The sequence below is a fragment of the Streptomyces viridifaciens genome (assembly GCF_001888885.2).
In the GTDB taxonomy this organism is placed as follows: Bacteria; Actinomycetota; Actinomycetes; order Streptomycetales; family Streptomycetaceae; genus Kitasatospora; species Kitasatospora aureofaciens.
The window spans coordinates 1606386-1628412 of sequence record NZ_CP090841.1 but is presented as its reverse complement, the minus strand read 5'-3'; the positions used below and the strand labels follow the sequence as shown (position 1 = coordinate 1628412).

The 22027-nt window shown below is 71.6% G+C and carries 21 protein-coding genes and 4 pseudogenes; 11 read left to right on the top strand and 14 right to left on the bottom strand.

The genetic code is table 11. From position 1 onward, the window contains the following. The first annotated feature begins 8 nt into the window (after positions 1 to 8). Together BOQ63_RS14790 and BOQ63_RS14785 are read left to right on the top strand one after the other, a co-directional pair. On the top strand, positions 9 to 1280 hold the full coding sequence (locus tag BOQ63_RS14790) for a cytochrome P450 family protein (RefSeq protein WP_072654414.1): 1272 nt from the start codon (positions 9 to 11) through the stop codon (positions 1278 to 1280). 119 nt (positions 1281 to 1399) lie between these two features. After that, on the top strand, positions 1400 to 2344 hold the full coding sequence (locus BOQ63_RS14785; RefSeq protein ID WP_223885938.1) for an L-tyrosine/L-tryptophan isonitrile synthase family protein: 945 nt from the start codon (positions 1400 to 1402) through the stop codon (positions 2342 to 2344). Positions 2345 to 2408: 64 nt separating this feature from the next. Here the strand turns inward: BOQ63_RS14785 and BOQ63_RS14780 are convergent, their stop codons facing one another. The 5 genes from BOQ63_RS14780 to BOQ63_RS14760 form a co-directional block, all read right to left on the bottom strand. Beyond that, positions 2409 to 3218: an ABC transporter ATP-binding protein gene (locus tag BOQ63_RS14780; RefSeq protein ID WP_037831001.1), complete on the bottom strand. Its 810-nt coding sequence runs from the start codon at positions 3216 to 3218 to the stop codon at positions 2409 to 2411. Then, positions 3218 to 4276: a FecCD family ABC transporter permease gene (locus tag BOQ63_RS14775; RefSeq protein ID WP_030289167.1), complete on the bottom strand. Its 1059-nt coding sequence runs from the start codon at positions 4274 to 4276 to the stop codon at positions 3218 to 3220. Before BOQ63_RS14775 ends, BOQ63_RS14780 begins: the two co-directional genes overlap by 1 nt. Beyond that, positions 4276 to 5697, bottom strand: coding sequence for an ABC transporter substrate-binding protein (locus BOQ63_RS14770; protein ID WP_191093564.1), 1422 nt, complete (start codon positions 5695 to 5697; stop codon positions 4276 to 4278). The genes BOQ63_RS14775 and BOQ63_RS14770 overlap by 1 nt, the downstream gene beginning before the upstream one ends. A gap of 102 nt (positions 5698 to 5799) precedes the next feature. After that, positions 5800 to 6561, bottom strand: coding sequence for a YcnI family copper-binding membrane protein (locus BOQ63_RS14765; protein WP_150475909.1), 762 nt, complete (start codon positions 6559 to 6561; stop codon positions 5800 to 5802). A 154-nt stretch (positions 6562 to 6715) separates the two neighbouring features. Further along, positions 6716 to 7441: a hypothetical protein gene (locus BOQ63_RS14760; protein ID WP_141763696.1), complete on the bottom strand. Its 726-nt coding sequence runs from the start codon at positions 7439 to 7441 to the stop codon at positions 6716 to 6718. 515 nt (positions 7442 to 7956) lie between these two features. Between BOQ63_RS14760 and BOQ63_RS14755 the strand changes: the two are divergent. Together BOQ63_RS14755 and BOQ63_RS14750 are read left to right on the top strand one after the other, a co-directional pair. After that, positions 7957 to 8211 (top strand): annotated as a pseudogene (locus BOQ63_RS14755) (low molecular weight phosphatase family protein); the annotation flags it as partial. Between the two features lie 438 nt (positions 8212 to 8649). After that, positions 8650 to 10566 carry a putative Ig domain-containing protein gene (locus BOQ63_RS14750; protein WP_079183606.1) on the top strand — a complete coding sequence of 639 codons (1917 nt, stop codon included), beginning with the start codon at positions 8650 to 8652 and terminating at the stop codon, positions 10564 to 10566. 230 nt (positions 10567 to 10796) lie between these two features. Here the strand turns inward: BOQ63_RS14750 and BOQ63_RS14745 are convergent, their stop codons facing one another. The 7 genes and pseudogenes from BOQ63_RS14745 to rpmG form a co-directional block, all read right to left on the bottom strand. Continuing rightward, positions 10797 to 11969 (bottom strand): polysaccharide deacetylase family protein, encoded by a 1173-nt coding sequence (locus BOQ63_RS14745; protein ID WP_051747197.1) that lies wholly within the window; start codon positions 11967 to 11969, stop codon positions 10797 to 10799. Continuing rightward, on the bottom strand, positions 11962 to 12723 hold the full coding sequence (locus BOQ63_RS14740) for a TIGR03943 family putative permease subunit (protein WP_318277874.1): 762 nt from the start codon (positions 12721 to 12723) through the stop codon (positions 11962 to 11964). Before BOQ63_RS14740 ends, BOQ63_RS14745 begins: the two co-directional genes overlap by 8 nt. Then, positions 12711 to 13199 (bottom strand): annotated as a pseudogene (locus BOQ63_RS14735) (permease); the annotation flags it as partial. The gene BOQ63_RS14740 and the pseudogene BOQ63_RS14735, both read right to left, overlap by 13 nt. A 119-nt stretch (positions 13200 to 13318) precedes the next feature. Further along, a complete protein-coding gene (locus tag BOQ63_RS14730) occupies positions 13319 to 13546 on the bottom strand; it encodes a hypothetical protein (RefSeq protein WP_072654412.1) in 228 nt (75 codons plus the stop codon). 351 nt (positions 13547 to 13897) lie between these two features. Next, entirely contained in the window at positions 13898 to 15133 is a 1236-nt protein-coding gene (locus BOQ63_RS14725) for a CobW family GTP-binding protein (protein WP_072654411.1), read from the bottom strand. A 41-nt stretch (positions 15134 to 15174) separates the two neighbouring features. Next, complete coding sequence (locus tag BOQ63_RS14720) at positions 15175 to 15471, bottom strand: type B 50S ribosomal protein L31 (protein ID WP_072654410.1); 297 nt, start codon at positions 15469 to 15471, stop codon at positions 15175 to 15177. A 29-nt stretch (positions 15472 to 15500) separates the two neighbouring features. Further along, complete coding sequence (gene rpmG, locus BOQ63_RS14715) at positions 15501 to 15665, bottom strand: 50S ribosomal protein L33 (protein ID WP_030289191.1); 165 nt, start codon at positions 15663 to 15665, stop codon at positions 15501 to 15503. Positions 15666 to 15807: 142 nt separating this feature from the next. On the opposite strand from rpmG, the gene rpmB reads away from it, so the two are divergent. The 7 genes and pseudogenes from rpmB to tnpA form a co-directional block, all read left to right on the top strand. Continuing rightward, positions 15808 to 16044, top strand: coding sequence for a 50S ribosomal protein L28 (gene rpmB, locus BOQ63_RS14710; RefSeq protein WP_072654409.1), 237 nt, complete (start codon positions 15808 to 15810; stop codon positions 16042 to 16044). Continuing rightward, complete coding sequence (gene rpsN, locus BOQ63_RS14705) at positions 16044 to 16349, top strand: 30S ribosomal protein S14 (RefSeq protein ID WP_030289195.1); 306 nt, start codon at positions 16044 to 16046, stop codon at positions 16347 to 16349. The genes rpmB and rpsN overlap by 1 nt, the downstream gene beginning before the upstream one ends. A 127-nt stretch (positions 16350 to 16476) precedes the next feature. Further along, positions 16477 to 17664, top strand: a complete 1188-nt coding sequence (locus tag BOQ63_RS14700) for a CobW family GTP-binding protein (RefSeq protein ID WP_072654408.1) — start codon at positions 16477 to 16479, stop codon at positions 17662 to 17664. A gap of 39 nt (positions 17665 to 17703) precedes the next feature. Next, positions 17704 to 17958, top strand: coding sequence for a 30S ribosomal protein S18 (rpsR, locus tag BOQ63_RS14695; RefSeq protein WP_030289199.1), 255 nt, complete (start codon positions 17704 to 17706; stop codon positions 17956 to 17958). After that, complete coding sequence (locus tag BOQ63_RS14690; RefSeq protein ID WP_072654407.1) at positions 17955 to 19244, top strand: GTP-binding protein; 1290 nt, start codon at positions 17955 to 17957, stop codon at positions 19242 to 19244. The genes rpsR and BOQ63_RS14690 overlap by 4 nt, the downstream gene beginning before the upstream one ends. 26 nt (positions 19245 to 19270) lie before the next feature. Further along, positions 19271 to 19447: a 50S ribosomal protein L32 gene (rpmF, locus tag BOQ63_RS14685; protein ID WP_030289203.1), complete on the top strand. Its 177-nt coding sequence runs from the start codon at positions 19271 to 19273 to the stop codon at positions 19445 to 19447. 205 nt (positions 19448 to 19652) lie between these two features. Then, positions 19653 to 19888: pseudogene (tnpA, locus tag BOQ63_RS14680) on the top strand (IS200/IS605 family transposase); the annotation flags it as partial. A gap of 197 nt (positions 19889 to 20085) precedes the next feature. Here tnpA and BOQ63_RS14675 read toward each other — a convergent pair. After that, a complete protein-coding gene (locus BOQ63_RS14675) occupies positions 20086 to 20496 on the bottom strand; it encodes a TIGR03943 family putative permease subunit (protein WP_223886236.1) in 411 nt (136 codons plus the stop codon). A gap of 402 nt (positions 20497 to 20898) precedes the next feature. Continuing rightward, a pseudogene (locus tag BOQ63_RS14670) lies at positions 20899 to 21967 on the bottom strand (permease). Between the last annotated feature and the right edge of the window lie 60 nt (positions 21968 to 22027).

The following is a 22027-nucleotide window of genomic DNA, read 5'->3' as shown; positions in this document are numbered from 1 at the left end:
AAACCGGCATGACCACCCCCGACCGTACCGAGGGCCGCTGCCCCGTCACCGGCGCCACCGCCGGCGAACCCATACCCCTGTACGGTGCCGCGTACAAGACCGATCCCTATGACCTCTACGAGCGGATGCGCGACGCGGGACCCGTCCACCGGGTGCGCTTCCCCTCCGGGATCGCCGCCTGGCTGGTCACCGGCTACGAGGCCGCCCACTCCGCGCTCGACGACCCGCGCCTGGGCAAGAACCACCGCCTGGGCAATGACAACTGGCGGTCGCTGGCCTCGATCATGCCCGAGCCCCAGCACTCCCAGCTCCAGGTGCACCTTCTGCACCAGGACCCGCCGGAGCACACCCGGATGCGCCGCCTCGTCCTGAACGCCTTCGCCCCACGCCGGGTGGAATCCCTGCGGCCCCGGTTCCATGAGATCGCCGACAGCCTCGTGGACGAGCTGCCAGCCGAGGGCGGCGCCGACCTGGTGGCCGGCTTCGCCGCGCACTACCCGTTCCGGGTCCTCGCGGAGGTCATCGGCCTGCCCCCGGAGCTCGCCGCCCGCTTCGACCGCGACTGGGGCAAGGTCGTCCAGCCCGTCGGGCCCCAGGACCCGGGCCGCCCCGCCTACGAGGCCCGTCTGCTCGGCCTGCAGACCTACATCGCCGACGTCGTCGCCCACAAGCGCGAGCACTGGGAGGACGACCTCCTCTCCCGACTGGTCCTCGCCAAGGACCGCAAGGAGCTCACCCAGGCGGAACTCGACTCGATGATCTTCCAGCTCCTGGTCGCTGGCCAGGAGCCCGTCACCAACCAGATCACCACTATGATCATCACTCTGCTCCGCCACCCCGAGCAGCTGGCGCGCTTGCGGGACGAGCCGGACCTGATGCCCCGGGCGATCGAGGAACTCCTGCGCTACGACAGCGCCTTCGAGCTCACCACCTGGCGCTTCTTCGCCGAGGACAGCGACCTGCACGGCACCCGGATCCCGGCCGGCGACTCCGTCATCGTCTCGCTGTGCGCCGCAAACCGCGACGGCGAACAGTTCCCGGACGCCGACACGCTCGACCTGGAGCGCAGCCCCAACTCCCACCTGGCCTTCGGCCACGGCATCCACTTCTGTCCCGGCGCCGCCCTCGCCCGCGCCGAACTCCAGATCGCCATCGTCACCCTGCTCACCCGCCTGCCCGGCCTGCGGCCCGCGGGCTCCCTCGACGACCTGACCTGGATCCCGGCCGTCCTCGCCCGCGGCGTCAACCAGCTTCCCGTCGCCTACGACAAGCGCATCTGACCGACCCGGCCACACCGCGAGCCCCAACCCGCCCGTCGCAAGCGTCCTGGCCCGCCCGCCCCCACCGGAGGGTGCGGGCGCCGGGACGCCATCCCGCCATGCCCTCACGGAGAAGCCGCATGACCACCACCGGTACCGCCACGCCCATGTCCAGAGACGTCCGGCAGATCAGCGCCGCCGTCCTGGAACTGCTCCTGCCCCACCGCCGGGCCACCGACACCGCCACCCCGGCCACCGTCGACGACTTCCCCGAACAGCTGCGCCAGATAGGCGAGGTCGCTGAGCAGGGCGACCCGATCGTGTTCACCCTGCCCGGCTTCCCCTGCAAGTCCCCCAGCCCCGACAAGGTCCTCGGTCACCTCCCCGACGAGGGCGAACGGCTCTCCCTCACCTTCCTCGACGACCTGTGCCGCGCGGTCGGCGAGGTGTACGAGCCGGGCGCGCGGATGGAGATCTGCTCCGACGGCCACATCTTCGGCGACCTGATACGCGTCCCCGACCCGCACATCGACGCCTACTCCGACGAACTCACCGCCGTGATCCGGCGCGAGGGCCTGGCCCACCTGTCCGTCTTCGACCTTCGCGACGTGCTCGGCGACCTCCCGTACGACGAGAAGCGCGCCCGCGTCCACGCCGCCCACGCCCCGACCGTGGAGGAATTGCGCGCCGAGGTGAAGAGCGATGACCACGCCCGCGCCCTCTACTGCGGCATCACCCGCTTCCTCACCGAGGACACCGTCGACTTCACCGGCACCAAGTCGGCCCTCCAGCGCGAATGCCGGCAGCGCGCCTACGGCGTCATCCAGCGCAGCCGCGCCTGGGGCGACCTCATCGCCCAGCACCACCCCCGCACCGTCCGCCTGTCCATCCATCCCCAGCCGCGCGGCGCCGCAAAGTTCGGCATCCGCCTGCTTGACGCCCCCGACGCCTGGACCACCCCGTGGCACTCCGCCGCCCTCCACCGGCTCGACGGCAGCTGGCAGCTGATGCGCCGGGCCGACGCCGAGCGGCAGGGCACCCTGGTGCTACGCGACGGCCGGCCCAGCCACTTCGAGGCCTCCTGACCACCTCCGGCAGTGCAGGTGGCCCCCGGTCCCGTGGGGGGAACGGGGGCCACCTGCACCGATCTCACACCGTGACGGGTGACTCCTCCGCAGGCGGGGCGGGCATGGTCTTCCGGTGGTCGAAGGCGATCAGAGGATCCCCGGTCAGCGGGTGTTCGACCACGGCGGCCCGCACCCCGAACACCATCGCCAGCAAGTCCGGGGTGAGAACCTCCAGGGGTGTCCCGGAGGCGACGAGAGCGCCGTCGTGCAGGACGTGGAGCCGGTCGCAGAGCGAGGCCGCGGCGTTCAGGTCGTGCAGCGAGATCAGCGTGGTGCGGCGCTGTTCGCGCAGCAGGGCGAGCAGCTCCACCTGGTGCTGGACGTCGAGGTGGTTGGTCGGCTCGTCCAGCACCAGGACATCCGGCTGCTGGGCGAACGCCCGCGCGAGCAGGACCCGTTGGCGCTCGCCGCCGGACAGCTCCGCGAACCGACGCTCCGCGTAGGCCTGGAGACCGACCCGCTCCAGGGCCTCGGCCACCGTCGCGTGGTCGCGTTCGTCGTCGCCGGCGAAGGCCCGCTTGAACGGGGTGCGGCCCATCGCGACGACCTCGCGCACGGTGAACTCGAAGTCCGAGCCGCGCTCCTGGGGCAGCGCCGCGATGTGCCGGGCCGCCTGGGCCGGGGCCATGGACCGGACGTCCCGGTCGGCCAGCAGCACCCGCCCGGCGTGCGGGCGCAGATGCCGGTAGACGGTGCGCAGCAGGGTGGACTTGCCGCTGCCGTTGGGCCCGACGAGACCGGCGATCTCGCCCTCGGCGGCGATCAGGCCGACGTCGGAGAGGACGTCGCGCCCGCCGAGGGTGACGGTGATGTCCTCGACGGTGATCCTCATCAGCGTTCCAGCTTCCGGTCGAGGAGGTACAGCAGGACGGGTGCGCCGATGACGGCGGTCACGACGCCGATCGGCAGTTCCTGGGTGTCCAGGGCGGTGCGGGCGACGGTGTCGACGGCCACCAGGAGGACGGCGCCGGTCAGGGCGGACAGCGGCAGCAGCCGGCGGTGGTCGCCGCCCACGACGAGCCGGCACACGTGCGGCACCAGCAGGCCGACGAAGCCGATCGCGCCGGAGACCGCCACCAGGACGCCGGTGAGCAGGCTGGTGACGGCGAACAGTTCACGGCGCAGCCGGGAGGTGTCGACGCCGAGGCCGGCGGCGGTCTCGTCGCCCATCAGCAGCGCGTTGAGGTGCCGGGCGCGGCCCTGGAGGGCCAGCCAGCCCAGGGCGACGGCGGCGGCCGGGACAGCGAGTTGGTCCCAGGTGGCGGCACCGAGGCTGCCCATCAGCCAGAACAGCACGCCCCGGGTCTGTTGTTCGTCGCCGGCCTGGAGGATGAGGAAGCTGGTGAAGCCGGAGAGGAACTGCCCGATGGCCACCCCGGCGAGGACCAGGCGCATCGGGGCGAAGCCGCCGCCGCGCCGGGCGATCGCCCAGACGAGGGCGAAGGAGGCCAGGGCTCCGGCGAACGCGGCGGCCGGGACGCCGAAGCCGAACGCGAAGCCGGTGCCGGCGCCGAGGACGATGACGGCGACCGCGCCGAGCGAGGCGCCGGAGGAGATGCCCAGTAGGTAGGGGTCGGCGAGCGGGTTGCGGACCAGGGCCTGGACGGCGGTGCCGACCAGGCCGAGTCCGGCTCCGACGATCGCGGCCAGCAGGGCGCGGGGCACCCGCAGCTGCCAGACGATCAGGTCCCGGGTGCCGGCTTCCGGAGCCGAACCGGTGAGCCGGTGGCCGACGACGGTCCACACCTCGCGGACGGGGATGTCCACCGCACCGAGGGAGACGGCGAGGGTGAGGGCGAGGACCAGGGCGAGGGAGAGCGCGGACGCGACGAGGCCGGCCCGCGCGGTGCGCGTGGGCCGGCGGCCGGTCGCCGCGGTGGCGGCGGTCACTACTGGGCGTCCTTGACCTGGTCGGGGAAGAGGGTGTGGGCGATCTGTTGGACGGTGTCGGCGTTGCGGGTGCCGGCGATGGTGGTCACTTCGGAACCGATGCGCACGAAGTGGCCTTCCTGGACGGCCTTGAGGCCCTTGGTGGCGGGGAACTCGCGCAGGAACTTCTCCGCGTCGTCGAAGGCCTTCTTGTTCTCGGCGTCGCTGCCGCGGTTGCGCACCCCGAGCTGGATCCAGTCGGGGTTCCTGGCGACGACGTCTTCCCAGGAGACGGGCTTGAAGTCGCCGTCGACGTCGCCGAACACGTTGCGCGCGCCGGCCAGGGTGATCACCGCGTTGGCGACCTGCCGGTTGCCCACCGCCATCGGCTGCTTGGTGCCCGCGTCGAAGTCGAAGAAGAAGTAGCCGGGGCGCTTGTCCGCCGCCACGCCCGCCAGCGCGGTCTTCACGGCGCCGACCTTCTTCTCCATGTCCGCGACCAGCGCGTCGGCCTTGGCCGAGGTGCCGGTGACCTGGCCGAGGCTCTTGATGTCGCCCTCGACGCCGGTCAGGTCCCGCACCGTGGTTGGGGCCGTGGCCGCGCAGGCGGTGGAGTGCAGGAAGACCCGCTTGATCCCGGCGGCCTGGTACTCCTGGGCGGTCGGGGCGGTGCCCATGCCGCCGCCCATGCCGCCCATGTCGGCGAAGGTCTCCACGTACAGGTCCGCGCCGGAGCCGAGCAGTTTCTCCTTCGGGATCACCATGTCACCGAGGACCGGGACCTTTGCTCCGGCATCGGCGACGTCGGCGGGCAGCGTGCCCTTGCCGGGCGGGAAGCCGGTTCCGATGACTCTGTCGCCCGCGCCGAGCTTCAGCAGCATCTCCAGGCTGGAGGCGTTGCTGGTGACGATCTTCTTCGGCGCGGAGTCGAACACCGTCTCCTTCCCCGCGCAGTCAGTGACCTTGACCGGGAATGCCGCCGCGGCCGAGGAGGCCCCGCCGTTCGCCGCAGTTGCACCGGCGTCGCCGGACTCGGCGCTCCCGCCGCTGCCGCAGCCCGTCACGAGCAGGGCGACGGCGGCGGCCATGCCGCACAGAACACGAGAACGCATGGAACTCTCCTGGGACGATCCGGGTGCGAGGGGTCCGCCGTGTGCGGACCCGGCACTGGTAGTCGGATCGTGGCCCGGAAAAGTTCCGAAGAACGTCCGAAAAATCCCCCGCGCCAGTTCGGTCGCCGGGCGCCACCGCGCGGGCAGCGGGATCACGCTGTGCCTGACGTTGTGCGGGGTGGTGTACCAGAACAGCGGGATCGTGGCGATCCACACGACTATGCAGTACGGGCAGACCGCGCCGATCTCGTACAGCGTCTGGTCCGTCAGCCAGGTGACGAAGCCGACCCCGAACAGGGTCCCGGCCTGGAGGCCCAGCCAGAACCACATGCGGCCGAGCATGGCACGGCCTGTTCAATTCCGACCCCGCCAGTCCGCGGGTTGCCGGGCGGGGTCGGTGCGGGACGCGCGTCCCGCACCGACCCCGGACTCTTACGCCGAGGCGTCCGCGCCGGTGCCGCGACCGCGGCGGCCGATCACGACGCCCGCCACCGCGCCGAGGACGCCGACCACGATGCCCGCGATGCCCAGTGCGCGGGCGGTGGAGTCGCTGCCGCTCGCCTTCGCGGTCGCGGTGCTCGTCGGGTTCGCCGGCGCCGGGTCGGCCTTGGCGCTCGCCGCGGCGCTGGGGGCGGGAGCGTCGGAGTCACCGGCGGTGGCGGCGGTCAGCTTGAGCACCGGCGCCGGGTTCTTCGGCTCGGGCTGGCCGTCCTGGGGCTCCTCGATCCAGCGCACCACGGTGCCGTCGCTGTAGGTCTGCAGGGCCTTGAAGACGACCTTGTCCGTGCCGTCGGGCAGCGCGCCGAGGTCGACGGTGAAGTCCTGGAAGTGGCCGGGGGCGATCTGGCCGCCGGTCCACACGACCTGGGAGACGGCGTCGGTGATGTCGCCGTCGTCGGTGTGGATCGGGGTGGCGAGCTTGGTGGTCTGGATCGCGTCGGTCCACCCCGGCACCGGCGCGACCTTGACGGACGGGATCGGGTGGTCGGTGGGGAAGTCGATCTCGACCTTCACCGTGCTGTTCTTGTCGTCCTCGTCGGGCACGCGGAACGCGAAGGTCTGGTCGGTCGCGTTCTTGGGCACGCTGTTCGGCTGCACGATGACGTGCGCGGACGCCGGTACGGCCGCGGCCAGCACGGTCGCGGCGCCCAGCGCGAAGGCGGCGGCAAGACGCTTCTTGGGGGACAGGTTCATGGCTGTGTGGTCTCCGGGTCGGAGGCACGAGCACACCGGTACGCACGGGCGGCGGGCGCGCGGGTGAACCGGCGCCGTTGCCCGTGGAAGCGGAGCACGCGTGAGTGATCAGGGGGAAGACGGACGGCCACGATCACGGAGCGTTGCGCTCCGGTCAGGCGGCCGGGACCGGTGGCGGACCTCGCCTGATCACCGCATGCCGCAGCAGCGCCGACTGCGGGACCCGCCGTTGGCCGTCGGCGGACGCGAAGCGCACCGCCCTTGCCCGCGACCGCCCGTCCACCCCGCAGCGCAGCACCGCGAACAGGGCCAGCAATCCGTGCAGCGGCGCCGCACAGGCGTGAGCCGTCGCGGTGACGGCTCCGGCGGTGAGCCGGACGAGCCGCCAGACGGCCGCCTCGCCCCGCTGCAGCCACCAGCCCGCCGCGACGGTCGCCGCGAGGTGCGCGACCAGCATCGCGGGACTCAGTCCCAGGTGCAGCGCGTGGCACCAGAAGGCGGCGTGCGTGGCCGCCGCGACGGCATGCGGAGCCCCCGTGCTTCCCGCCGCCACATGCGGAACCGCCGCTCCGGAGTGCCCACCGCCCGTCGCCAACATGCCGGGCATGTGGGCCATTCCAGGCATATCACCCATATCGGGCGCATGGCCCGAACCGTCCGCGCCCGCGGGCCTCGGAGGCGGCCGCAGGGACTGCGCGGCATGGAAGAGGACGTGCAGGCCCGCTTGGCCAGCGGCCAGACCGCCGACGATCGCGCCCATCGAACGCTCCCGCCGTGCCCCCGTCACCGCGGCGACAGTGGTGAGAACCCACCCGAGCAGCAGTGCGCCCAGAGGCACCGGGCTGCCGGACTCCAGTGCGTGCCCGGCTGCGGCCAGCACGACGCAGACCGTCGCGAAGGGCAGGGCCCGCAGTACGCGAAGGTCGAGCGCGGCGACACGTACCAGCGCGGGTACGGGCTCGGTTCTCGGGGCAGACATGGCCGGGACATCATGGCATCCGCGTCCACCACCCCGGGCGGGCTCCCCCCTATCGTTTCCCACCTGACACGCGCGGCCACCGGAGCGACGCATCGGGTGAGCACGGCCGAGCGAACGGGCACACCCCGCGGCGCCGTGACCGGCACCCGCCATCGACAAGCGGAGGTTCCCGTGCCCGAGTCCATGCACGAGCCGGTGGCGAGGTTCTGCGGAAACGGCAACTGCGGCTGCCCGCAGGTGTTCGTCGACCCCGACGCGCGGAAGAGCGCCGTATCCGGATCACTGCCGACTTCGGCCAGCAGATCCAGCTGAGCGCCGAGCAGTTCCGCGACCTCCTCGACCCGGTGAAGACCGGTTCCCTCGCCCCGGTGACGACCATGGGGGCTGACGGGCAGGTCCGCGTCAATCTTTAGCCCCTGGCCGAGGTCGGCACCGACATCTCCGCCGAGACTGCGAAGATCCTCACCGCCGAAGCTGTCCAGGCCTCCGACATCGTGATCACCATGGACTGCGGCGACGCCTGCCCGTCCTTTCCCGGCAAGTGCCACCTCGACTGGAAGCTCGACGACCCGGCCGGCCAGGGCGTCGACACCGTCCGCCCGATCCGCGACCGGATCGAGTGGCGCATCCGCGGACTGCTCGCCGACCTCGGCGTCGAGGCCGCCGTATGAACGACGCCCGGTCGTGAGCACGACCGCCGTCACGCCCGAGCACCACGACCAGGTCCTGGCGATCCATCAGAGAATCTCTTTGCTGAACTCTCGTTGGATTCTTCCATTGTCAATGGTTTCGGCGGCGCGTACATCCTTATTTTGCGTTATCCGTTGACTGAGGCCTGTCACCGCTGCTTTTCTTCGGTTCACGCCCCCTGCCGAAGCCCTCGGGCCGGCGGCCGGCGCTGGTTCCGCTGTTCCACCATCGCTTGGTGCTCAGTTCGCTGACGCGGCGTCGGTCATTGCGCGTCAGCCCCCCACGGCACTACCGGCTAGCACGGGCCGCCCTCGATTCTATGCGCCTCTCGCCCGTGTGATCGCCGTACCCCGTCATGCCAAGAGCCGTCATCCGGGCCGACCGGCGCCGGAGACGGCGGGAGAGAGGATCCCCCACACATGGGCGTTCCCCGTAGCCGTGCGAGCAGAAGGCTGGCCCTGGCCGCCGTCGCCTCGCTGTCCCTCGTCACAGCCGCGCTGACAACCGGCGGCGCCGCCCAGGCGGCGGACCAGCCGGTGTCGTCGCAGAGCGGCACCGTGACCAACCCGTACAGCCCCGCGTACCAGCACCCCTACCGCCACGGCGCGGTACCCACCATCGCGCAGAACGAGAAGATCAAGCAGTGGGCCGCCACCCACCAGGAGAACAGCACCGATGCGGCCACCGGCCCGCAGACCCTCTCCTACGGCGGAGGGATCGACGGCATCGGTGTCCAGAGCGGCCACTCCAAGGTCTACCTGGTCTTCTACGGAAACCAGTGGGGGACCCAGAGCACGGACGCCAACGGGAACGCGAAGTTCTCCGGCGACTCGGCCGGTGCGGCGGGCGCCGCCCAGCAGATGTTCAAGGGCATCGGCACCGGCAGCGAGCTGTGGTCCGCGGACCTGACGCAGTGGTGCGACGGACCGAACGTGGCTGCGGGCGCCACCAGTTGCCCCTCGAACGCGAACTTCATCCCGTACCAGGCCGGCGGCGTCCTCGCCGGCGTGTGGTACGACAACGCGGCGGCGTCGCCGAGCGCGGCCACCGGCCACCAGCTCGGCCAGGAAGCCGTCAACGCCGCGGCGCACTTCGGCAACACCACGGCGGCGGCCAACCGCGACGCCTACTACGTGATCCTGTCGCCGCACGGCACCAACCCCGACAACTACCAGAACCAGTACTGCGCGTGGCACGACTACAACGGTGACACCACGCTCACCGGCGGCGCGGTGACCTCCCCGTACGGCGACGTCGCGTTCAGCAACCAGCCCTACAACATCGACTCGGGCGCCGGCTGCGGCGTCGGCTTCGTCAACTCGCCCGGCACGCTGGACGGCTTCACGATGACCCTCGGCCACGAATGGCACGAGATGATGTCGGACCAGAACCCGGCCGGCGGCTGGACCAACCACGTGAGCGGCAGCTCCTACAACGGCCAGGAGAACTCCGACGAGTGCGCCTGGCTGTCCCCGGGCACCACGGGCGGCGCGGCCAACATCACCTTCGGCAGCTTCGGCACCTGGGCCGAGCAGGCCAGCTGGTCCAACGACACCAACTCCTGCGCCATCTCCCACCCGATCGTGGGCGGCGGCTCGACGGGCAACACGGTGACCGTCACCAACCCCGGCAACCAGACCACCGCGCAGGGCAGTTCGGTCAGCCTGCAGATCCAGGCCGGTGACTCGGCCTCCGGCCAGAGCTTCACCTACTCGGCCACCGGCCTGCCGACCGGCCTGTCCATCAACTCCACGACCGGCCTGATCACCGGCACCGCCACCACCACCGGCAGCTACAACGTCACCGCCACCGCCAAGGACACCACCGGAGCCAGTGGCTCCACCAGCTTCGGCTGGACGGTCACCGGCACCGGCGGCTCCTGCACCCCGGCCCAGCTGCTCGGCAATCCCGGCTTCGAGACCGGCTCCGCCGCGCCGTGGACCACTACCAGCGGCGTCATCGACAACTCGACGTCCGAGCCTGCCCACAGCGGCTCCTGGAAGGCCTGGCTGGACGGCTACGGCACCTCGCACACCGACAGCCTGTCCCAGACCGTCACCATCCCGTCGGGCTGCAAGGCCAGCCTCAGCTACTGGCTGCACATCGACACGGCCGAAACCACCACCACCGCCCAGTACGACAAGCTCACCGTGACCGTCAACGGCACCACAGTGGCCACGTACTCCAACCTCGACCACAACACCGGCTACGCCCAGAAGACGATCGACCTGTCGGCCTACGCCGGGCAGAGCGTCACCCTCAAGTTCAACGGCGTGGAGGACTCCTCCCTCCAGACCAGCTTCGTGATCGACGACACCGCGATCCAGACCAGCTGACCCCTGGCCCGTCCGAACGTTCGGCCCGGCGGCTCCTTGCCGCCGGGCCCACCCTTTGGGTGGTCGGCCGACGGCGACGGCAGCCGGGGGTGACGAGGCGGAGGAGGTCCGATCGCGGCCTGAGCACGGCCCCACCGGCGCCGGCGGCACGGTGGTGACCCTCTTGTCTGCAGGTGACGAGTCGGACTGCGGTGGCACTGGCGTCCACTCCGTGGGACAGGTTCGAAACGCTACGGACCGACGGCGGCAGCCCAGTTGGGTGAACTCGTCGGTCCGAGAGCTCGGAGGCGGTCGAGGACGGTCGGGTCCTGGGCGTCGAGCCAGTCGGCGAGTTGGCGGAAGGAGACGCAGCGGACGCCGTCGCGGTGGCAGAGGTCCTTCATCGTCGTCTCGGCGCTCTGGAGCTCGGGTGCGTGGCGGGGGTCGAGGTCGGTGTCGATGACGAGTGGTGCACGGCTGCCGTGGTAGACGCGGTCGAAGGCGTTCTGGTAGGTCTGCGGGGTCCGGTCGGTGGACAGTACCTCGTGCGCGTCGGAGGCGTCGGGGATCCGCTGGAGCGGGAAGTCCCAGATGCCGTCGGTCTGCGTCGGCCAGCGCTGGGTGCCGCCCGGCGAGCTGGCGTCGTAGCGCCAGCCGGCGTCCTTCTCAGCGGGGAGCAGATTGGGCCGGCCCTCCAGACACGGGGCGCGGCCGCCGGCCAGTTCGGTCTGGTAGTCGAAGGGCAGCGGGGGCAGGTCGGTGAAGCCCGTTCCGGTCTTCCAGAAGTTGACCATCGAATAGCCCTGGCCGATTTCGCTCTGCCAGTCGGCGGTCGACCAGTCCCGGCCGCCTTTGGGGCCGCAGAACTGGCCGATGAAGCCGTCGGCGATCTCGTCGCCGTCCAGCCAGGCGCGGCCGAGCTGCTGCAGGGTCGCGCGGACCTGGGCGTCGGTGGGGAAGGGGACGGCGGCGGTGCCGGCCTCGTGCTGCGGCGGCTGGTACTGCCAGCGCTTGGTGGCGGGGAGCAGGTCGATGCCGCGCAGGAAGAACGTCACGTCGGCGCCGCTCGCCTTGGCCGACGTGCGGGCTCGCGAGAACAGGTGGTTGTCGTCCTCGGTGGGGGCGTCGAAGGAGAAGACCACGAACTGCGGCGGCTGCTCGCCGGGCTTGAGCCGGACGGGAGTCGGCCGGCCCGGCTGCGGGCCGGTGTCGGAGGTCGACCCGTCGCCGAGCACGGTGACGGTCGGGTCCGTCGCGTCGGCGCTGGGCGTGGCCGCGGCGTCGGGCGTGACCGGGCCGTATCGGTGGTCGGGGACGGCGGGCATGAAGGCGAGCGCGGCGACGACACCGAGCGTGAGTACGGTGGCCGTGCCGCGACGGGGGCCCGTGGGTGTGCCGGTCGGAGCCGACGGACGCTCACTCATAGGGGTTCTCCGGTTCGGCGATCCGGCGGATCTGGTTCGCGGTCAGGGTGGGAACCGCGCCGTCCTGGCCGCTCGCCCCGTCCGGCTGCCACTCGCCGGTCACCTCGACCCACGCGCCCTCGGGCGGTGCGTCGGCGCCGCGGATCACGACCTTGCTGCTGGACGCGTCGGCGGCGCAGCAGGAGATCGTCAGCCGGGCGAGGTCCCAAGTCCCGTCGCCGGAGCCGGGGGTGGCGAAGCCGGTGAGCCGGATCCGGTGGCCTTTGAGTGAACCGCTGCTGTCCCAGAGCGCGCGGGAGTCGAAGTCGGCGAGCCGCATGCCGACCGGGTCGGTCGTGGGCAGCGGTGCGAAGCCGGCCGCCGCCTCAGCGGGTCTGACGGCGGTGTTGTCCGAGTGCTGCGCGGTGAAGGAGCCGAGCGCCCGGGGCTGGAGCAGGTAGATCGCCAGGACGGGCAGGAGCAGCAGCCACGCCGTACGGGGCGCGCCGTGGTGGTCGTGGCCGTGCCCGTCGTGGCCCTTGGGTCCGTCGTGGGCATCGGGCCCGTCGTGGCCGGGGCGGAGCAGCTTCCGTGCGGCGCTGACCGCGCCGACGAGCCCGACCGCCACGAGCAGGACGCCGCTCGCGATCAGGTACGGCCGCAGGCCCTCGCGGACGTACCGCAGGTACAGCTCGCTGAAGAGCGAAATGTGCAGCACCGCCGCGCCGAGCAGGATGTGCAGCAGTGCCCGGACCTCGCGCGTCACAGGAGCCACCAGCCGGTGAGGGTCGCCGCGGTGACGGCGACGACGAAGGTGGTGGCGCTGAAGCGCCAGGCGAAGGCCCGTCCGAAGGTGCCGGCCTGGAGGGCGATCAGTTTGGCGTCCACCATCGGGCCGACGACCATGAACGCGAGCTTGGCGGTGGTGGAGAAGGAGGTCAGCCCGGCTGCGACGAAGGCGTCCGCCTCCGAGCAGACCGCGAGCAGGACGGCGAGCACGGCGAGCGCCAGGACGTCGACGCCCGGCAGCCCGGCGAGGCCTTTGAGCAGGTCGCGCGGCACGGCGACGTTGAGGGTGGCCGCGGTCATCCCGCCGATCACCAGGAAACCGCCGGCGTGCAGGAAGTCGTGTTCCAGCGAGGCGCGGAAGGCCGCCCAACCGGTCGGGCCGTGCGATATTCCCGGTCCGCACGACCCACGGCCCGCGGCCGCGTTCGGCCTGCGGCGCCACACCTGCCTTGACGCTGTGGCGCAGTAGCGCGATGGCGGGTCCGCGCCACGACACCCTGCACGACGATGCGGACGAACCTCGGCCCGGATCCTGTGGCTGTGCTGCGCCCGGACTCAGGTCGCTGTGGAGTGAAAGGCCGTCAGACGGCCGGGGCGGCCAGGGTGTCCAGTGCGCCGCTCTTGGCCTGGGCGACGAGGTCGCGGAACTGCTCCTCGCTCATCTGCACCTGCTGCCCGAAGTCGTCCGTGATCCGCACCCGCTTCTCCGCCGGAGCGGCTGGATCCACGAACAGCTGCGGGCAGCCGCAGTTGCAGTTTCCGCAGAAGGTCGCGATCGGGCCCGTATTGGTTCCGTGTATCTGTGCCACCTTTGTCGCCTCCGGCGTGGGCGTATTTCCCCACCCGGCGATTCCCGCAAGCGGAGTGTTCAAACCAACTTCCGGGCGCCGAAGGGCTGGTGGGGTGGTGAGCCGTCGGTGCCTCTCGTGGGCGATCGGCCCGCGAACCGGATGGCAGCGGGCACATGCGCCGGGACATGCGCCGGCGAGGCGAGCGGCGACGTCGGAGGCGAGAGTCAGCACGGCAGCACGATACATAGAATCCTGAATTCAGGAAACCATGACGTTTTGGCTGCCGCGCCGGAGCCTTCACCGGGCTGCTGTGGTCGCTGTCCGTCGGCGGCCGCATCCGCTGACCGGAGCACCCGCCGGCATGTGTCGCTAATTCGGCGGGTCGGCCCCCAGGGCGTCGGCGAAGGGGTCGTCATCGGACAGTTGCCGTCGGTGCATGCCCAGGGCGAGTTCGGCGTCGGTGAGCAGGCAGCTGTCCAGGAGGCGGTGGAGTGCGGGGACGTCGAGGTCGATGCCGGTGAGGGTGAGTTCGCAGCGGCGTTCGCCGTAGTACGGGTCCCAGAACAGGGCGGCGAAGGTGCGGCGTTGCGGGGAGGCGGAGCGCCAGGCGCTGTCGTCCTGTTCCGGTAGCCAGGTACCGGCCGTTTCGATGGCCAGGTGTTCGCCGGCGGATTCCCATCGGTGGATGGACTGGGGCCGGTTGGCGAGCCATAGGTGGCCGCGTCCTCGGATGACGCCTGCGCAGATCTGTTCGAGCGCGTCGTGCAGGCGTTGTGCGTGGAGGGGTCGTCGTGACGACCAGTGTGTGGTGCGGACTCCGAACTCCGGTCGACGGGGTTGACGGGGGATGGGGAGCGGCCCGTGCCGGTCCCGGACCCGGTCGGCGTCGAAGAGGTTCCCGCCGACCAGCGGCGAGAGGTCCGGCAGGCGGAGCGCGCCGGTCAGCGGATCGTGGCAGACGTGGGCCATGGCGGCGCGCGGGGCGAGATGGTGCACCAGCGCGACGGCGCGTGCGGAGGCGGCGGGATCCGGATCGTTCATGCTGGCGGTCACCACGGCGTCGGCGGCTTCGAGGTGCCGGGCTGCGGTCTCGGCGAGGGTCCGCCGGTCGTCCGGGCCGAGGCCGAGTTGGTGGTCCAGCAGCCGGTCGCCGCCGCTGAGGTCGTCCTCGATCCGGGACAGGTCGACGGCGGCGGCGACCGCGTCGATCCGCACGTCGTCGGCGAGTGCCTGCCCCCGGGCGCGGCCGTCCAGCAGGCCCAGAGCGACCAGGTCCGCCTGCATGCCCGGCGGGAGCGTGAGCAGCAGGTGCCGGTGGCGGCCGGTGCGGGCCGCGCGCAGCAGGACGGGGAGGAGGGCCGACGGCAGCAGGTGGGAGGAGCACGGGCGGGGGAGCGTCACCGAGCCGCCGTCCACCGGGCCGGAGCGCTCGTACAGCCGCCAGGACCAGGAGGCCGTCCGGCCCTGGGAGTTGACCCGTGCGGCGAGTACCGCGAGCCCCGGCACCTCGATGCGGGCCAGGTCGGCGGCGCAGTCGCGTACGCCGGTGGCGAGGCCGCCGAGCACGGTGACGGGCAGCCGGCGCGGCCTGCCCTGCGCGGTCATCTCCCACTCCTCCCCGATGTGCCGACTGAGTTGATGCGAGCTCAGCTCGCCGTGCCGGGCCTGGTGCCGACGAGTCCGTAGCGGCGCTGGAAGCGCTCGACGCGGCCGGCGGTGTTCAGGACGCGGGCGGTGCCGGTGTAGAAGGGGTGGCTGGCGGAGGAGATCTCGACGTCGATGACGGGGTAGGTGTTGCCGTCCTCCCAGTCGACGGTGTGGATGCTGGTAGCGGTGATGGGGGCACCCCCGGCCGAAGGCTGGGGGAGGGTGAGGAAGGCGAGGCCGCCGGCCTTGTCGCGGAAGACGACGGGGCGGTACTCGGGGTGGATGCCGGACTCCATGGTGATCTCCAGAGGGGTCGTGGGGCGGGTCAGCGTTCTTCGCGGAACGTCACGTGCGTGCCGGCGACGGGGTCGTACTTGCGCAGGACCAGCCGGTCGGGATCGTTGCGACGGTTCTTGCGGGTGACGTAGGTGTAGCCGGTTCCTGCGGTGGAGCGGAGCTTGATGATCGGGCGCAGTTCGTTGCGGGCCATCGGTGCCTCCATGGCGTGTCGGGGGCGTTGACCCACCATAGCGTAATGGTTTTCGTTTTCATCTACCTGCTAGTGTCGGCTCAACGTTCGCGGCCGGCTCGGCATTCCCGTCCGCCGCCGTCCTGACCGACACGGAGTCGCCATGTCCGCCCACTGCCAGCTCACCGGCCGAAAGCCCGGGTTCGGCAACGCCATCTCCCACTCGCACCGCCGCACCAGGCGCCGCTTCGACCCCAACATCCAGACCAAGCGCTACTGGCTGCCGAGCGAGAACCGGTTCGTCCGGCTGACGCTCAGCGCCAAGGGCATCAAGACCGTCGACAAGCTCGGCATCGAGAAGGCCGTCGCCCGGCTGCACGCCCGTGGGGAGAAGGCCTGATGGCCAAGCGCAGCAAGATCGCCAAGAACGAGCAGCGCCGCGTGATCGTCGCCCGGTACGCCGAGCGCCGCGCCGAGCTCAAGCGCCTGATCTCCGCCCCGGCGACCTCGCACGAGGACCGCCTCGCCGCCCAGGCCGAGCTGCAGCGCCAGCCGCGCGACGCCAGCGCCACCCGGGTCCGCAACCGCGACGCGGTCGACGGCCGCCCCCGCGGCTACTTCCGCGCCTTCGGCCTCTCCCGCATCGGCCTGCGAGAGCAGGCGCACGCCGGGTTCCTCCCGGGCGTCCGCAAGGCCAGCTGGTAACACCCACCCACAAGCCGGTCGCGTCCTGTGCCGCGCGATCTCTCCCGGGCCGTGTGGCCCGGGGCGCGACCACCAAGCCGCTCCACCGGCTCACGTCGGTGCGGTGGTCCTCAGAAAGGAAGAACCGGTGTCCCAACCCAGCCTGCTGCCCGTGGTGGTGGTCGGAGGACTCCACGAGACCGAGCGCCGCCAGGCCGTCCTGGAGCTCCTCGCCGACCATGAAGGCGCCGTGGTCCTGCACCACGACCTCACCCGTGCGGGCGAGGGCCGCGTGGACCGGGGAGTCTGGGACACGTCCGGTCCGCTCGGCGGGGCGAACTTGCCGCTCACCAACGACTGCCCGTGCTGCGCGCTGCGCGAGGACCTGCTGCCCGAACTGCTGAAGATCGCCGAAGCCGGACGCCACCGCCTCGCGGTAGTGGAGCTGTGGGGCGGCAGCGACCCGCACCCGCTGGTCGAGGTCATCGCGGGCGGTGAGGTCGGCGACCGCTGCATGCACGAGGTGGTGGAGGTCGTCGGCGTGGTCACCGCCGTGGACCCGCTCAGGGTCGTCCCGGAACTCTCGGTCTCGGACGAACTCTCCGAGCACCACCTGCACACCTGCGCCGACGACGACCGCACGGTCGCCGAGGCGCTCGCCCACCAGATCGAGTACGCCGACGTGTTGGCCGTCTCCCACGCCGACCAGGCCGCCGGGACGCCCGAGTTGCACGCCGGCATCGCGATGCTGCGCCAGCTCCACCCGACCGCCCGCGCCGTACGGCTGGGCACCGGCACACTCCTCCGCGCGGCGCTCGCGGGCTTCGACGTGGCCGCCGCGCGTGACCGGGTCAACCCGGCGCTGGCCCTGCTGCCGCAGGAGGCCGACGAGGCCGGGGTGGCCACGCTGGTGTGGGAGCGGCGCCGGCCGCTGCACCCGGCCCGGTTGCACGAGGCGCTGGAGCAGCTCGTCCCGGCCGCGCAGCGCAGCCGGGGCCGGTTCTGGCTCGCCAACCGCCCCGACCTGATGCTCGCCTGGGACGCGGCCGGGGCCAACCTCGCCGTGGAGGAGTGCGGGCCGTGGCTGGTCTCGCTGCCGGACGCGGTGTGGGAGCTCTACCCGCCCGCGCGCCGCGCCGCCGCCGCCCTCGACTGGGACTCCGTCCACGGCGACCGGATCCAGCAACTGAGCTTCACCGCCGAGGGGTTGGACGTGGACGGAATCACCGAACTGCTCGACTCCTGCCTGCTCACCGATGCCGAACTCGCGGCCGGAGAGCCCGGTTGGAAAGCCATGCCGGATGCCTTCGAGGACCTGCTCGACCCCGTCGCCTGAACCTTCCGACCCGCACTGACCTGAAGGAGAGAACCAACCATGGCCAAGATCGCTGCCGCCCGCAAGGACCGCAAGCCCCGCCCCAACCCGCTGCACGAGGCCCGCATCACCTACATCGACTACAAGGACACCAATCTGCTGCGGAAGTTCATCTCCGACCGCGGCAAGATCCGCAGCCGCCGCGTCACCCGCCTCACCGTTCAGCAGCAGCATGCGATGGCCAGGGCCATCAAGAACGCCCGCGAGATGGCGCTGCTCCCGTACGGCTCCGGCTCGCAGCAGGCCGCACGATGACCGAGCTACTGTCAGCCCCGGCCGCGGCTGATGTCAGGCTCCCCGTCACCGTTCTGTCCGGGTTCCTCGGTGCGGGCAAGACCACCCTGCTCAACCACCTCCTGAACAACCGGGAGGGCCTGCGGGTCGCGGTCATCGTCAACGACATGAGCGAGATCAACATCGACGCCGCGCTGGTCCGCGAGGGGGGAGGGGCGCTCTCCCGAACCGAGGAACGCCTGGTCGAGATGACCAACGGCTGCATCTGCTGCACCCTGCGCGACGACCTGCTGGAGGAGGTCGACCGCCTCGCGCGGGCCGGGCGCTTCGACTACCTGCTGATCGAGTCCAGCGGCATCTCCGAGCCGATGCCGGTCGCGGTGACCTTCGCCTTCGCCCGTGACGACGGCGCCGCCCTCGGCGACGTCGCCCGCCTGGACACCATGGTCACCGTCGTCGATGCTGCCAACTTCCTGCCCGAACTGCGCGGCGGCGACGAACTGACCGCGCGCGGGCTCGACCAGTACGAGGACGACGAACGCACCGTCAGCGACCTGCTGATGGACCAGGTGGAGTTCGCCGACGTCCTCGTCCTCAACAAGACCGACCTGGTCACCGCCGACGAAACCGACCGCCTCGCCGCCGCGCTCAGCCGCCTCAACCCCGCCGCCCGCATCGTACGCGCGACCGGCGGCCGCGTCCCGCCCCCCGAACTCCTCGGCACCGGCCTCTTCGATCTTGCGAAGGCCCAGGAGGCCCCGGGCTGGGTTGCCGAACTCAACGGCGACCACGTGCCGGAGACCGAGGAATACGGCATCACCAGCCTGGTCTTCCGCGCCGAACGCCCCTTCCACCCCGGCCGGCTCTGGGAGTTGGTGGGCGAGCGCCTCGACACGGGCGAGTTCGGCACGGTACTGCGCTCCAAGGGCTTCTTCTGGCTCGCCTCCCGGCCGGCCGTCACCGGACTGTGGTCCCAGGCAGGCTCCGTCGCCCGCTTCGAACCCTCCGGCATGCGCTCAGCCGTGACCGGCCGGACCGGCCTCACCGCGTTGACCGGACTGACGGACGCCACAGGCCTGACGGGTCTGACCGACCTGAACGACGAACAGGCGCACAGCGGCCAGGAACTCGTCTTCATCGGCACCGGGCTCCGACAGGACGAACTGCGCGCCGCGCTCACCGACTGTCTCCTGGACGACGCCGAGCACGCGGCCGGACCACATGCCTGGACGGCCTTCGAGGACCCGTTCCCGGAGTGGGACGAGTACGCCCTCCAGGACGATCACGACCACCAGCACCTCAACTAGCCACCACCACACAGGAGGAAGCCCTCATGGCCGTACCCAAGCGCAAGATGTCCCGCAGCAACACCCGCCACCGCCGAGCCCAGTGGAAGGCGACCACGCCCCAGCTGGTACCGATCACCGTCGACGGCCGCGAGCACCTGGTACCGCGCAACCTGGTCCGCGCCTACGAGCGCGGACTGCTGACACCCAAGTCGTCAACTTGACCCGGCCCTGATGGACCGGGCTGGTGGGTAGGGCGCGGCTGGCTGTCGCGTGGCCTCCCACGTCTGAGCCACCTAGGGGATGGCTGGGACGCGTGACTCACGCCCCGCGATCCACGCTGTCTCGCCCTTGCGGGCGATATTGCGGGACGCGTTGTGATCCGCGTGCATCATGACGCCGCAGGCACGGCACGCGGACTCGGATTGCGAACGCGACCACGTCCACCTCATCGTGCACTACCCGCCGAAGATCGCCTGTCCCGACTGGTCGGCTCTCTCAAGGGCGTATCGGCCCGCCGCCTGCGCCAAGAGTTCCCCACCCACATCCGCAAGTACCTGTGGGGCGCGCACTTCTGGTCACTGTCCTACTTCGCAGCCTCCTGCGGCGGCGTGCCTCTGTCGATCATCAAGGAATACATCGAGAACCAGAAACGGCCCGAGTGATGCGGCGTCGCTCCGCGACGCCGAGACTCAGGAAGCGATTCCTCTCGGGCGTGAACCGCTCGGGGCTCCTCGCTAGATCACGCTGAAGCCCGCTGGGCGGTTGTCGGCCCCCCGTGGAAGGCGCGGCGGGCCGGCCGCGCAGTCGACTCGGTCCGGCTCCTCGTCCGGGCAGCCGCAGCCGGCCGTCGGCGTGCGGGCTACGGCGTGGCCGCTGCGCTCGGCCGGGTGCCCGGAGCCGGCGGGGCGTCCCGGTAGGGGTTCTTCGGCTGGGGGATGACCGTCAGGCCGGTGACGTCGAGCGCGGGCACCCGTGTTCCGGCGGTGGGCCGCCACACGCCGGTCACGGTGACCCAGGTGTTCGCCTGCGGGGTGCCGACGCTGTGGATCTCCACGTCCACCACCCGGGCGTCGGCGGCACAGCAGCTCACGATGACCCGGCTGAGCTGCCACATTCCGCCGGGCTTGGGCGTGACGAATCCTTCGAGCCGGACGGAGTGGCCCCTGAGGGACTCCTTGTCGTCCCAGACGGCGCGGCTGGTGAAGTCGGTCAGCGAGAGGGCGAGGGTGCCCTGCGGGGGGAGCGGGGGGAAGTCGGCCCGCCTGGCGATCGTGCCGGATCCGTCGCGGGCGACGGTGTAGGAGCCGAGCGCCGGAGGAGCCGAGCGCCGGAGGGGCCGCGACGAGGAGCAGCACTGCGGGTACCGCCAGCAGCCAGGCGGTCTTCAGACCCGAGCCGGCGTGCGCGTGGCCGTGGCCGTGGTCGTGGGGGTGGCCGTGGCCGTGGTCGTCGTCCTTGTCGTGTCCTGGGTGTCCGGTGTGGGCATCGGCGGCAGGGGCACGCAGACGGAGGAGGGCGTCGACCACGCCCAGCAGGACAAGGACGGCGCCGCAGATGACGAGGAACGGGCGGAGCCCTTCCTTGACGTACCGCAGGTAGAGGTCGCTCAGCAGGGTGACCCGCAGCCGGGCGCCGCCGGTCAGGGCGAGCAGCGCGCCCGGAAGGAACCGCCTCAGAGCAGCCACCAACCCACCAGCGCGCTGCACAGGACCGCGATCGCGAACGTCGCGGCGGAGAACCGGGCGGCGAAGGAGCGCCCGAAGGTGCCGGCCTGCAGGGCGATCAGCGAGGTCGGCCATCGGCCCGACCACCATGAAGGCGAGCCGGGCGGTGGGGGAGAACCCGGCGAGCGAGGCCGCCACGAACGCGTCCGCCTCGGAGCAGATCGAGAGGACCACCGCCAGTGCGCCCAGCAGTGCCACCGGCAGCCACGGGGAGCCCGCGAACGCGTGGAGGACCGAGGGCGGCATCGCGACGTTGAAGGTCGCCGCGGCCGCCGTGCCGAGGACCAGGAACCCGCCGGCGTGCAGGAAATCGTGCTGCAGCCCGCGCCGGAAGGCGTCCACACGGTTGCCACCTCCTTCGTGGTCCGCGGTGGCGGGTGGCAGCCGCAGCCACTCGGGGCGGCCAGCCCGGATCCACAGCCAGCCCATCACCATCGACGTGGCGAGGGAGGCGAGCAGCCGCGCGAGCACCATCTCCGGCCGGCCCGGGAAGGCGATCGAGGTCGCGATCAGCACGACCGGGTTGACGGCGGGTGCTGACAGGAGGAATGCCAGTGCCGCCGCGGGCGCCACGCCGCGCCGCATCAGACTCGCGGCGACCGGTACGGAGGCGCACTCGCGCCCCGGCAGGATCGCCCCCGCCGCGCCCGCGACCGGCACGGCGAGCGCGGGGTTGGCCGGCAGCAGTCGGGAGAGGACCCGGGCCGGGACGAAGGCGCCGATCGCGGCCGACACCACCGTTCCGAGCAGCAGGAACGGCATCCCCTGGAGCGCCACGGCGACCAGCACGGTGCGCCAGGCCTGGAAGGCGGGGGCGTCCAGGCGGTCGAGGAGGTCGGGCATCACCACGAGTGCCGCCATGCCGATGACCGGGAGGCAAATGCCGGCCACGACCAGGCCACCCACGACGCTTGCCAGCAGGCCCAGCCACCTGCCCGGGCCTGCCCGTTCGGGTTCATGGGCGTACCCGGGTGAGGCGGCGGCTGGCCGCTCTGCGGTGGTGGTCTCTTCGGTCACGACTCTCGGGCTCCGGGCCAGTTGCTGTTCGGCGGGGTTGGGGCGGAAGCGTTCCGGAGG